The organism is Staphylococcus sp. MB377, assembly GCF_001922505.1.
Lineage (GTDB): Bacteria > Bacillota > Bacilli > Staphylococcales > Staphylococcaceae > Staphylococcus > Staphylococcus haemolyticus.
Window position 1 is genome coordinate 1 of sequence record NZ_MAON01000005.1, and the last position, 13,896, is coordinate 13,896.

Consider the following 13,896-nt stretch of genomic DNA (forward strand, 5'->3'; position numbering starts at 1 on the left):
ATAATTTGCGTAATCGAATTATTATAACTTCGCGACTATTTGCCTCAACAACAAAAAAAGAGATTAAACAACCTAAGGTTGCTTAATCTCAATATTTGGACTCATCAGTCCGATTTGACGTAGAGCCTTTTTTTAATACATATTAGTGATAAATCTAAACGCATGAAATTACAATAAAAATTTTAAAGGTAAGGTAAATGATAGTCGGCCCCCGCATAGAGAATTTCGTTCTGAAATTCTTCAAGCAAAGCAAGCTGGGGTTAAGTGAATACATTCCTCTCCCTAAGTCTTGTATATCATCTATATTTCAAGGTCGCTTGATTGTGTCACTTCAAAATCTTTTCCATCTTGATTTAATTTATCTACATGACTATAAACCTTATGCCATTCTGGGAAGTAACGGTCTAATCTAATTGGTTGAAAATTACTTGATTTCATACAAATTAATTGAGTTGAACCAGTTGTGGCAAGTTCTCCATTCTCATTATATACTTCATAACAATAAACTGATTTAAGTCTTGAATATTGCTCAACCCATGTTTTGATTGTCACTTTTTCAGGATAAAAAATTGATTTTCTATATTTTATTTGAAGGTCTACAACTGGAGAAATGATGCCCTCTTTTTCCATATCTGCATAACTAAAACCCAACTTTCGGATATAATCTGTTCGTGCAACCTCAAACCATGTTGCATAATTACCATGATAAATCACACCCATTTTATCTGTTTCTTGATATCTAGCTTCAATTTCAGTCATACTGTATATCATTCTTAAGTACCTCTTTTCCAAAATCATTCATATTTCATATTAACATAAAAAAGCCATGCCAACATAAAGTCAGCATGGCTTTAAAGTTCATATATTATTGCGCTAATTTATTTCTTAGAACCATTTGTAAAATACCACCATGACGATAGTAATCTAATTCAACTAGTGAATCAAATCGTACAATTGCTTCAAAATCAACGACTTCACCATTTTCTTTTTTAGCATGTACTTTCACAGTATCACGTGGACTTACTGTTTCGTCAATATCAACAGAGATAGCTTCTTTTCCATCTAATCCTAATGATTCTGCTGATTCACCATCTTTAAATTGTAATGGTAAAACACCCATCATAACTAAGTTAGAACGGTGAATACGTTCATAGCTTTGAGCGATAACAGTTTTCACACCTAATAAGTTTGTACCTTTTGCAGCCCAGTCACGAGAAGAACCCATACCGTAGTCGTTTCCTGCTAAAACAGCTAAACCAGTACCGTCTTCTTTATATTTCATCGCTGCATCATATATAGGCATTACTTCATCTGTAGGCCAGTAAGTAGTGAATCCACCTTCAGTACCTGGCGCTAATTGGTTTTTAATACGAATATTAGCAAATGTACCTCTTACCATTACTTCATGGTTACCACGTCGAGAACCGTAAGAGTTAAAGTTTCTAATAGATACATCATGATCTAATAAATATTTACCAGCTGGTGTGTCTTTACCGATTGCACCGGCTGGAGAAATATGGTCAGTCGTAACAGAATCGCCAAATTTACCCATAACTCTTAAATCTTTAAGTGGTTCAATTGTACCAGGCTCTTTTGATAAACCTTGGAAGAATGATGGATTTTGGATATATGTTGAATTAGGATCAAAGTCATATAATGGTGCATCTGTTACATCTATTTCATTCCACATTTCATTGTTATTATACACGTTTTTATATTCTTCTAAGAATAGTTCAGGTGTTACAACACTATCTACAGTATCTGCAACCTCTTGAATTGTTGGCCAGATATCGTTTAAGTAAACATCTTGACCGTCTTTACCTTTCCCAATTGGCTCATTTTGTAAATCAATATCAACTGTACCAGCTAATGCATAAGCTACTACTAATTGAGGAGAAGCTAAATAGTTTGCTTTAACTAATGGATGGATACGACCTTCAAAGTTACGGTTACCAGATAATACTGATGTAACTAGTAAATCTTCTTCAGCCACTGCTTTTTCGATTTCAGGTAATAATGGACCAGAGTTACCAATACATGTTGTACAGCCGTAACCAACTAAGTTAAATCCTAAGTCATCTAAATATTCTTGAAGACCTGAATCTCTTAAGTATCCAGTTACAACTTTTGAACCTGGTGCTAATGAAGTTTTAACAAATTCAGGAACTTTAAGACCTTTTTCAACGGCTTTTTTAGCAACTAATCCTGCACCTAACATAACATATGGGTTAGATGTATTTGTACATGATGTGATTGCTGCGATAGCAATATCACCTGTTTTCATTGTTGCAGTTGAACCATCAGCAAAATTGATATTTGCTTTTTTATCAAATTCACTTTTATCTAGTCCATGTCCTTGGTTACCAGCAGGTGCTGTAACAGATTTTTCAAATTCTTTCTTCATATCACTTAAGAAAATTAAATCTTGTGGACGTTTTGGACCTGATAATGAAGCTTCAACAGTAGATAAATCTAAGTCGATGACATCTGTATATTCAGGGTCTTCTTTATCTACAGTGAAGAACATATTATTTTGTTCTAAATAAGCTTTAACTAATTCAACATGCTCTTCTTTACGTCCAGTTAATCTCATATATTTAAGAGATTCTTCATCAACTGGGAAGAAACCACAAGTTGCACCATATTCAGGCGCCATGTTAGCGATTGTTGCACGATCTGCTAATGGTAAGTCAGTTACACCAGGACCGAAGAATTCAACAAATTTGCCAACTACACCTTTTTTACGTAGTTCTTGAGTCACACGTAATGCTAAATCAGTAGCTGTTGAACCTTGTGGTAATGAATTAGTTAATCGAACACCAATTACTTCAGGGATTGGGAAGTAAGAAGGTTGTCCTAGCATACCCGCTTCAGCTTCAATACCACCAACACCCCAACCTAGTACACCAATACCATTGATCATTGTAGTATGAGAGTCAGTTCCTACAAGTGTGTCAGGAAATGCCGTCTGTTCTCCATCAACATCGCGAACGTGTACAACATTGGCAAGATATTCTAAGTTTACTTGGTGAACAATACCAGTTGCAGGGGGAACAGCATTATAGTTATCAAATGCTTTAGTCGCCCAATTTAAAAATTGATAACGCTCATAGTTACGTTCGAATTCTAATTTCATATTTCTTTCTAATGCATCTGGATTAGCATAGCTATCAACTTGAACAGAGTGGTCAATGACTAAGTCAACTGGCACTTCTGGGTTGATTTTATTAATATCCCCACCAACATCGTTCATTGCCTTACGTAATGATGCTAAATCAACAACTGCAGGAACACCTGTGAAGTCTTGCAGAATAACACGAGATGGTTTGAAAGGTACTTCACCTTCATTTCCTTCATTGCCAAAGTTACCCAACGCTTTTATATGTTCATCAGTAATGACAAATTCATCTTCTTGTCTTAATACTGATTCTAATAAAACACGAATTGAGTAAGGTAATTTACTTATTTTTGTTAAACCTTGTTCTTCTAAACTTTTTAAATCATAGTACGTATATGACTGGCCATTTGCTTCAAATGTCTTTTTAGCTTGTTGCTTAATGTTAGAAGTCATTTATATATCCCCCTTGAATATTAAAATTCATATTTATATGCCTTTAAATAAATTGTATAATTATATGTTTTTCAAAACAACTGTATATACCTACATTTCACGTGATTTAGCTTTCGCATTTATAATCAGTATATATAAGTTATTCTTATCATATGTACTTACCACTATAAGTAAATATTATTAATTGAGAATGATTTTCATTAATATATAATATGATCTCTTTAAAATTCATAAAAAACCCTTAAGTACTTATAAAAGCACTTAAGGGTAATAATGTTATTATGATGACTTCATATTATTTTTCAGCGTTTCTTCTTGATTCACGCTTTTCTAAAATATCAGATTCATAATCTTGTTGTTGATATTTAACATAATCTTGAAGTCTATGTTTGTTTGGTTGAAGTGTTAATCCCAAGAATTTACGTTCTTGGTTTGCATCTTTATAGAAACTAATCATCATCATTATAACTACAAAGGAGAATGGGAACGCACTTATAATTGCCGCACTTTGAATAGCGTTTAATGCGTCAGCACCGTTTCCACCACCTGCTAGTAATAAGATGAATGCGATTAATGATTGAGAAACACCCCATGTTACTTTTACAGCACTAGAAGGTTCAAGAGAACCAAATGTTGTTTGCATACCCAACACAAATGTAGCTGAATCGGCAGATGTGATAAAGAATGAAGCAATTAGTACTAATGCTATAAATGATAATGCTATTCCTAATGGAACGTGGTGGAATACACCGAACAACTGAGTTTCAGGTGTCATTTTAAATAATTCAGGGTGTTTTTTACCTGTTTCGATACCTAACACACCAAATACACTGAACCATAAGAAACTTACGATTGCTGGTACTAGTAAAACACCTGAGATAAATTCACGAATTGAACGTCCTTTAGACACACGTGCAATAAATACACCTACGAATGGACTCCAACTTAACCACCAACCCCAATAATAAAGGGTCCATGAAGACATCCATTCACGTTTTTGACCATTTAAAGCTGCAGTGTCAAAACTGTTGAATAAGAATGTATTTAATAAGCTACCAGTTGAACTAGTAAACATATTTAAAATAAGTACAGTAGGTCCAACAATTAAAGCAATAATCATTAAAACAGTACCTAAACCAATATTTAAGTTACTTAAATATTGAATGCCTTTACTTAAACCAGACCATGCACTAATAATAAATAATATTGTAACTACGACAATTATAATAGATTGAACCCATACATTATTTGGAACACCAAATAAGTAATGAAGTCCACCATTAATTTGTAACGCACCCATACCAAGTGAAACGGCTACACCTACAACAGTCGCAAATACTGAAAGAACGTCAATAATTGTTCCTATAGGTCCTTCCACTTTGTCACCTAAAATAGGGCGTAGTGTACGTGAAATTAAACCTGGTTCATTTTTTCTAAATTGTGAGTAAGCTAAAGCTAATGCAACTACTCCATATACAGCCCAAGCATGGAATCCCCAGTGGAAAAATGTAGAACGTAATGCTTCTGTATATGCTTCAGTAGTTTTAGGATCAGCATTAGGTGGTGAGGCAAAATCTGCCATAGGTTCAGCTGCACCGTAGAACACTAAACCTATTCCCATACCGGCACTAAATAACATCGCAAACCATGAAACAGTATTAAATTCAGGTTTATCATTAGGTTTACCTAGTTTAAGTTTACCTATTGGACTAAAAATTAAAAAGATACAAAAGAATACTATTACAGTAGTCAAAATCAAGTAATACCATCCAAGCTTTTCAGTAATCCAACTACTGATGTCGCCTGTAATTTTACCAAATTGCTCAGGTAAAAATGCACCAATTAATACAACAATGGCTACTACGATAGCACTGTAAATAAAAACCGATGAAAACTTCTTGTTTTGTTTTGTTTCTTCAGAAGAAGAATTCATAATTTACTTACTCCTTTCCTATATTAAATTTAAAAATTAGTTTGAAATAACTATTGAAGTAATTTAAGATGCTATATTAAAGGATAACAAAGCCTTTATACAATATCAAATTTCTTTTAAATTAAACATTTACTAAAATATTTATATGTTGTATAATATATTTTATTCTTATGTGAAGGGTATTGAATTATGTTTAAAGAATTTAAAGAGTTTGCTCTTAAAGGTAACGTGCTAGATTTAGCAATCGCTGTAGTTATGGGTGCAGCATTCAATAAAATTGTTACATCATTAGTTACATACATTATCATGCCATTAATTGGTAAAATTTTCGGTTCTGTTGATTTTGCTAAAGATTGGGAATTCTGGGGAATTAAATATGGCCTATTTATCCAATCAATTATTGATTTTATAATTGTAGCAATCGCACTATTTATATTTGTTAAAATCGCAAATACTTTAGTGAAGAAAGAAGAGCCTGAAGAAGAAATCGAAGAAAATACTGTTTTATTAACAGAAATCCGCGATTTGTTAAGAGCTAAATAATCATAATTTAAGACCGTATGGCAATATTGTATTAATTTTGCCATACGGTCTTTTTTTAGTTCCACTTAAATCGAGTTTGACTTTGATATTGATTCGATGTTACCTCAAGTATTAATGGAATGCGTTGTTTAAGTTCACTAACGTGAGATATGATACCAACCATCCTGCCTGAAGTTTTTAATTTAACCAAAGTATCTAGAGCAGTTTCTAATGTTTCTTGATCTAACGTACCAAAGCCTTCATCTATAAACATCGACTCAAGGGTAATACCACCAGATTCTTGTTGAACCACTTCACTCAATCCTAGTGCTAAAGCTAGAGATGCTTGGAACGTTTCACCACCTGATAATGAACTAATATGTCTAGATTTATTTGAATGAAAATCAAACACTTCAATTTCTAAACCACTATAACCATGAGATATAGATTCTCTTCTTTTTAGCTGATATCTTTCCCCACTCATACGTTCTAAACGAATATTTGCTTGATGGATGATTCGTTCTAAGTAATAAACAAGCACATAGTTTTCAAGCGTCAATTTTTTATTATTTTTTCCTGATAGTACCTCTGATAATTCAAAGATTTCTTGTTGTTCTTTTAATTCTTTCTCTAAATAATTTATATGATCCATTATACTATTAAATTTGTCTTTATTTTTCTGTACTTGATATTGAATTGTAGCACTCGCTTCAACAAACTTATTATAGTTGGATTCAATTTCAGTTTTTGTAGCTTCCAATTTTTCAACCGATTCAGGTTTATTGTCTTTTGTAAGTTGAGATAGTCGTTCAATCTCTAAAGTAAGTTTTTGATGATCATGCTCATATTGCTGAATTTTCATTTCAATTTGCTCTTTGTTGTCTAACTTAGATAATAAAATTTCAACATCTTTGTATGAATTTAGTCCAATTCGCTTCATTTCTTGATTAATTTCATCGCTATGACCACTAATTTCTTGTTCAAGTTCTTTAATAACTAATTGATTATTGTTTAGATTATTTGTTTCGATTTCAATTTGTTGTTTTGTTTGATTTATTTCTTTCTCTAATACTTCGTTCTTAGATACATAATCAGTTACTATTTGTTCATATTGCTTAAAGCACTGTTCAAATTTATTAGTTTCATCATAATTAGTGTAACTTTTAAATTCTTTTATTAGTGTTTCAAATTGATGCTTCAATGATAAAAGTTTTTCATGCTTAATTTGCAAGCTATGATTAATATCTTTATGCTTATCTAGTGTACTTTTAAACTTTTCACGTTGCTTAATTTGAATTTGTAGTTTTTCTTTTTCCTTATTTTTAGTTTTTAATTGTTGTTCTATTTCGTCGATATCACTAATTTCATCATCACTTATTTCTAACTCACTCATTTGATTACTAATATAATCAGAAGTGGTTTCAAGTTTAGTTAACTCATTTATTTTTTTATTTAACTGATTATTAACTTCTTTTATTAAATTTTGATTCTTAGCAATTTCATCAAAATTAATATGTTCATTGAGAGACTCAATTTCATTACCACATATAGGACATGTATCTCCAACATGAAGTGCATTTTGAATTTCTTGAATAAATGTTTGTTTATCATTTAAATCAATATTTGACTTGTCTATATTTTCTAATTGAAGTTTTAAATCTGAAATTTGTTCTTTAGTCTTTTTAATACTTTTCTCTGTTTCGTTGTATTTTTGACTTAAAGATTGGTATTTTTTCTTGTTTTCTCTCAAAGTCACTTTTTTATCAAAAGTGTTTTTTAATTGGAATATCTCCTGTGTTATTTCGTCAATATTCTCGTTATTTACATCTATTTTAGCTATATCATTATTCAATTTATCAATTAAATTCTTATTTTCTTCTTGCTTTTGATTATTCTCTTTTAAGTATGTTTCATTTTGTTTAATTTCGTTAAAGGCTTCATAATACTTATTTATGTTTGTATAAAACTGTTTAGTTTTATCAATATATACAGACTTAATGTTAATATCTTCTGATTGTTCATTTAAAATTTCTTTTTCTTTCTTAAATTTCTCTAATTTATCATTAAGTTTATGTAACTCTTCAAGAATAGAATTTAGCTTAACCTTAGTATTTTCATATTTTTGTTCTTTTGCGTTTCTTTGATTATACAATTGACTCAAGGGTTTAATTTCCATAATTTTACGTAATTCAGCTTTTAATTTTTCAATACTAACTTTGTTTTTTTCTAGTTGAACTTTCTTATTTTTATTTCGATCAAGTTCTTTAAGTGATTCTATTAATTTATTGTTTTCTTCAATTTTTCTTTTAATAGCTTCAAGCGCATCATGATGTTCAGATTTTAATTGTTCATATTTTTCATTTAAGTGTTGACCTACTTGTTCGAACTGAGGTATTGCATTAATAATGTCTTTGGTTTGCATACTATTCAAAGATTTAAATTGAATTAATTCATCATTCTCAAATGTTTCAATATCTTCCCAAAGTATTTGAATCTGACTATAACGTGATTCTATTTGCTTCTTCTCGTCTTTAACTTGATTTAACAATAAATTTTGCATCTCTTCAAAACGGATACTATTGAATAATGTTCTTAAAATACTTTGCTTATCGGAACTATTAGATACTAAAAATTTCTTAAATTCTCCTTGAGGTAATATGAATAATTGTCTGAATTGTTCAGCGTTGATACCTAACAAATCTTTGATAAAACCATTACCAGAGCTGATTTTACTCTCTCGTAGTTCGTAAAGCTGACTTTCTTCATCAAATTCAAAAACATCAAGTTTACCAGGTGTTAAAGAAATATTCCCCTCTTTAATAAATCCAGCCTGTCTAGATATTTTAAATTTTTTATCTTTAATTTTAAATTCATATTCTACACTCATCGGAGATTTACCATCAGCAAAATGACTTCGTAATTCTCCCTCATTTCTACCTTCTGTAGAAGCCTTACCAAATAGAGCATAAACAATGCCATCAAATAACATAGTTTTTCCCGAACCAGTTTTTCCACTAATTAAAAATAACTGTTCATTATTTATTTGTTCAAAATCAATAACTTCATGTATGAAAGGTCCAAAATTATTAAGTATTAATTTAGTTGGTCTCAATTATTTAATCCTCCCTATTGATAACTTGATTTAATAATTGATGTATTTTCTTCTCTTGATAATTTGTTAAATCTTCATCTGTAATTGTTTTGTAGAAATTTTTAATTATTGTAGGATCATCTGTAGTTTTAAAATCTGCGTACGTTGATTTATTATGATTTTCAAAAGTGATATTACTAAGCGAAAGTGTATTTGGATATATCTGTTTAAGGTGGATGATAGGGTCCGTGACATGAGACATATTTTTAAGTTTGAAGTGAAAATAATTGTCCTTATTTTTCACAGGAACGTCACCTTGTATAACAGACGAGTAGTCACCTTCAATTTGCTCTAACTCTCTTAAAGGTTTTAATTGTACAAACTTAATATTTATGTCATTTTTTGAACTAATCATTAATTTTTTGTATCCTTTGGCCTGGTTCACTTCAGAAAATGAGTATTGTAATAACGAACCACTGTAATCAACAATATTATCTGTAATACTAAATGGATGATGAAGATGTCCTAATAGTACTTTGTCAAAAATTTGGAAGTTAGCGCTTTCTACACTTTCAACGGTTCCAATTGTAAGTGGCCTTTCAGATTCTGATGTTTTACCACCTTTTATGGTTAAATGGCCAATTAAAATATTAATTTGATTAGGGTCTATAATCTTCGAAATGTGGTTAATACACTTTTGAGTTGCTTGCTCATATGTCTTGATATCATCATCATTAAAGTAAGCCTTAATTTCACTAATAGTGGCAAAAGGAAGTGTGTAAAAGTTAATATTATTAATAGTTATAGGTGTAGACATTAATTCTAGTTGCGTTCTAATATATAATTGTGAAAACTCAAACCATGTTGACCCATAATTTAATCTTTCTCTACCATCATGATTTCCATTGGTTATAATTGTAGGAATTTTCATATTTACATTTATAGTTTTAATCGTTTCTTCAAAAAGTCTAATGGTCTCCTTACTAGGATAAGACGTATCATATATATCACCCGAAATAACCAGAACATCTGGTTTCTCTTCCTTCAAATTATCAATAAATTTGTTCAATATGTAATGTTGATCTTCTAAAAATTGCTTACCATTTAAAATCTTACCTAAATGCCAATCAGCAGTGTGAATAACCTTCATAATGACCTCCCTTTAGAACATTTGTTCGTGTATATTATATCTTGAATCACACTATTGTTCAAACTAAAAAAGATGGAACAGATGATTAATTTAAATTCATTGTCCCACCTATGTTATTGAGCAGCTATTAATAACCCCAACATGCTCTGCTTGTAGAATTTCTTATTTTGAAATTCTCTTTGTTGGAGCCCCAACCCCAACTTGCATTACTTGTAAAATTTCTTATTTGGAAATTCTCTTTGTTGGGGCCCTAACCCCAACTTGCATTACTTGTAAAATTTCTTATTTGGAAATTCTCTTCGTTAGGGCCCTAACCCCAACTTGCATTACTTGTAAAATTTCTTATTTGGAAATTCTCTTTGTTGGGACCCCGCTCAGCCCGGCAAGGTTGAATCGAATTAAAAAAGCTTGTTACAAGTATGTTTTTAATTCATTCAACTACTTCCAATATGTAATTATAGCCTGAGATATTAATTTATGTCCCAGGCTCTACTAAAATTTTCAAAGTAATTTAAAATACATCATTTTTTAAATCATTATTCAATTATTTGACAGTTGACCTTTTCAACTTTTTATATTTATATAACATTGCTAATCTCCAAGGAACAATCATGCTAAACGCAAGTAAGAAGAACATGCCGCCAATTTCACCAGGATCAATTTTACTACTGATAAATATTTTAATTAAAGTGCGTATAATTAATAAGGAAATTAAAATGATTGGAAATGCTTTTGAGCGCTTCATATAAATTTCAGTACCATGTACCTCAAAGTGACTTGTCCATATAAGAACAGATGAGAATAAGACACCTAGAATAATCGACTCTAAAATTTCAGTACCAGTCAATCTAAAGTACGGAATCACATACATCAATGCGCCTGTAGCCATGAAAAATGGTGGTAATATAATTTTCTTTTCATTAACAGGAAAGTTTTGAGCTTTCATTCGAATAAAAATTACTACTATACCCATAAATAAAGCAAATACAATAGAAAAAATTAAATACGCCAACGTTACACCTTCTTATATATTCATAAACTCTTACTCTTTATTACTCATTGTAAGTTATTTAGATTATTAAATATTTTTCTTTTTTAATAATACTAAAGTTGTTTTACTACAAAAATAAAGGATTGTAAACCTTAAAGGTACTACAATCCATTTAAAAATTATTTTTTTGAACTTTTCATGTTTTGATCCATGTTTTTATTCATCATTGTCATCATTTGATTGATTTTCTTTTGCGATGGTTTTTGACCCATTTGCATCATCATCATTCGTAACATTTCTTCATTAATAGGTGGGTTTTTTTTCAAATAATCCATCATATATTTACGTGCTAAAAAGAAACCACCAACTAGTCCACCGATAAGCGCTACAATGATTAATAAAATTGCTAACCATGTTGCCATTGTTTCACCCACTTTCTATATCCTACTGAATTTTACTAAATTACTATTCTATTTTCAAGAGCTAGTTAGTAATTCTGCATCCATTTGTTATCATAACAAATACTTAAACGAATGTAATACTTATTTTTAGTTAACTTAAAAATTATTTTGTATTGCTCATTCAAATTAAAGAAGACTTTCCAATGAAAGCCTTCTCAGTTCTCTAATTTCTTATCTAATATTAAAATGTGTGAATTTGATTTAATACATTTTCTTTAGTGAAACCATATTTTTCTACGACTAAGTCGCCAGGGGCACTTGCACCAAATTGGTCAATACCTATCACTTTACCTTCAGTGCCTACATATTTGTGCCAACCTAATGGAGATGCCATTTCAATTGCAACACGTTTAGTAATTTCTTTAGGAATTACAGACTCTTTATATTCTTCTGATTGTTGTTCAAAAGCAAACCAGTTAGGCATTGATACTACTCGTACACCTTTACCTTGTTTATCTAAATCTTTAGCTGCTTCAATTGCTAAGCTAACTTCTGAACCAGTAGCAAGTAATAGATACTCAGGTTTAATTTCAGTTTCGAAGACCACATAAGCACCTTTACGAACACCTTGTTCAACTGTCTCTTCATCTACATCTAAATATGGTAAATTTTGACGAGTTAATACTAAAGAAGTTGGTGTTTGTTCTGATTCAAGAGCTACTTCCCAAGCTACTCTTGTTTCATTTCCATCAGCTGGACGAATGACATTCATATTTGGTATTGATCTTAAGCCCGCTAATTGTTCAATTGGCTCATGAGTAGGTCCATCTTCACCTACAGCGATTGAATCATGTGTGAAGATGAATGTTGAATTTAATCCCATGATAGCTGATAAGCGCAACGCTGGTTTTAAGTAGTCACTAAATACAAAGAATGTTGCACCATAAGGGTGTAATCCACCGTGTGCTGCCATACCATTTACAGCTGCACCCATTGCGAACTCACGTACACCAAACCATATATTTTTACCTTCAGGTGTATTTCTATCATAATCAGTCGCTTCTTTAACGTTAGATTTGTTAGAACCAGCTAAGTCAGCAGAACCACCAAAGAATGACGGAACTGATTTACTTAATGCTTGAATTACTTCACCTGAATCAGCACGTGTTGCTGCATTATGATCGCTATCAAAGCGTGGTAACTCATCTCTATAGTTTTTAGGTAGTTTACCACTAATAGCTAATTTAAATTCATCTGCTAATTCTGGATATTGTTTAGAATAATTTTCTAGTAATGCTTTCCATGCATCTTCATGCTCATTTGCACGTTTTAACATAGTTGTTTGGAAAATTTCATATACTTCTTCTGGCACATTGAAACGTTTTTCAGGGTCTAAACCATATGTTTCAAAAGTTAATTTTCTCTCATCTGAACCTAGTGGTGCACCATGAACACCATTAGTACCACTCACGTTTGGAGCACCATAACCGATAATTGTTTTAACTTCAATCATGGTTGGACCATTTTGAGATTTGGCTTTAGTTATTGCTTTATCGATAGCGTCTAAATCATTACCATCTTTTACTAATATGTGATTCCAACCGTAACTTTCAAATCGTTTCTTAACATCTTCAGAGAAGGCTTTATTTAATTCGCCATCTAATGAAATATCGTTTGAATCATATAAAACAATTAGCTTATCTAATTGGTTATGGCCAGCAAATGAAGCAGCTTCATGAGAAATACCTTCCATTAAATCACCATCAGAAGCTAGCACATAAGTATAATGGTCAACAATATTGAAATCATCTTTATTAAATTTACCTGCTAAATGGTCTTCAGCTAAAGCCATACCTACAGACATAGCAAAGCCTTGTCCAAGTGGGCCAGTAGTAACTTCAACACCATCAGTATGTCTGAATTCTGGATGTCCTGGTGTTTTAGAACCCCATTGTCTAAATTGCTTCAATTCTTCTAATTCAAGACTGCCTGAAACATGTAACAAGCTGTATAATAGCGCAGAGCCATGTCCAGCCGACAATACAAAACGGTCTCTATTAAAATAGTCTTTAGATTGAGGATTAAAATTTAAGTGGCGTGTCCATAAAGTATAGGCCATTGGTGCAGCTCCCATAGGTAATCCAGGGTGACCTGAATTAGCTTCTTCGATTGCATCAATACTTAAAGCTCTAATCGTATCAATCGCTAGTTGATCTTTCTCGTTAAACATCTCTAAT

Annotated in this window: 9 protein-coding genes; 1 reads left to right on the plus strand and 8 read right to left on the minus strand. The window is 31.5% G+C overall.

Annotation, left to right across the window (positions count from 1 at the left end; all coding sequences use genetic code 11):
• Positions 1–300: 300 nt before the first annotated feature.
• The 3 genes from menI to BB045_RS01175 all read right to left on the minus strand — a co-directional run bounded on the left by menI (position 301) and on the right by BB045_RS01175 (position 5,504).
• The gene (gene menI / locus BB045_RS01165; protein WP_070440159.1) at positions 301–771 is read right to left on the minus strand and encodes a 1,4-dihydroxy-2-naphthoyl-CoA hydrolase MenI; all 471 of its coding nucleotides are present in this window, start codon (positions 769–771) and stop codon (positions 301–303) included.
• A gap of 94 nt (positions 772–865) precedes the next feature.
• Positions 866–3,571, minus strand: coding sequence for an aconitate hydratase AcnA (acnA, locus tag BB045_RS01170; RefSeq protein ID WP_075140409.1), 2,706 nt, complete (start codon positions 3,569–3,571; stop codon positions 866–868).
• 295 nt (positions 3,572–3,866) lie between these two features.
• Positions 3,867–5,504 carry a BCCT family transporter gene (locus BB045_RS01175; RefSeq protein WP_075140410.1) on the minus strand — a complete coding sequence of 546 codons (1,638 nt, stop codon included), beginning with the start codon at positions 5,502–5,504 and terminating at the stop codon, positions 3,867–3,869.
• A gap of 189 nt (positions 5,505–5,693) precedes the next feature.
• On the opposite strand from BB045_RS01175, the gene mscL reads away from it, so the two are divergent.
• Complete coding sequence (gene mscL, locus BB045_RS01180; RefSeq protein ID WP_033080045.1) at positions 5,694–6,047, plus strand: large conductance mechanosensitive channel protein MscL; 354 nt, start codon at positions 5,694–5,696, stop codon at positions 6,045–6,047.
• Positions 6,048–6,102: 55 nt separating this feature from the next.
• Here mscL and sbcC read toward each other — a convergent pair whose 3' ends face one another.
• The 5 genes from sbcC to tkt form a co-directional block, all read right to left on the minus strand.
• Positions 6,103–9,138, minus strand: coding sequence for an exonuclease subunit SbcC (gene sbcC, locus BB045_RS01185; RefSeq protein ID WP_070440151.1), 3,036 nt, complete (start codon positions 9,136–9,138; stop codon positions 6,103–6,105).
• Between the two features lie 4 nt (positions 9,139–9,142).
• Positions 9,143–10,267 (minus strand): exonuclease subunit SbcD, encoded by a 1,125-nt coding sequence (sbcD, locus tag BB045_RS01190; RefSeq protein ID WP_070440149.1) that lies wholly within the window; start codon positions 10,265–10,267, stop codon positions 9,143–9,145.
• A 544-nt stretch (positions 10,268–10,811) separates the two neighbouring features.
• The gene (locus tag BB045_RS01195) at positions 10,812–11,279 is read right to left on the minus strand and encodes a CcdC family protein (protein ID WP_070440147.1); all 468 of its coding nucleotides are present in this window, start codon (positions 11,277–11,279) and stop codon (positions 10,812–10,814) included.
• A gap of 158 nt (positions 11,280–11,437) precedes the next feature.
• A complete protein-coding gene (locus BB045_RS01200; protein ID WP_011275855.1) occupies positions 11,438–11,680 on the minus strand; it encodes a YneF family protein in 243 nt (80 codons plus the stop codon).
• A gap of 220 nt (positions 11,681–11,900) precedes the next feature.
• Positions 11,901–13,889, minus strand: coding sequence for a transketolase (gene tkt, locus BB045_RS01205; RefSeq protein WP_075140411.1), 1,989 nt, complete (start codon positions 13,887–13,889; stop codon positions 11,901–11,903).
• Positions 13,890–13,896: the final 7 nt, after the last annotated feature.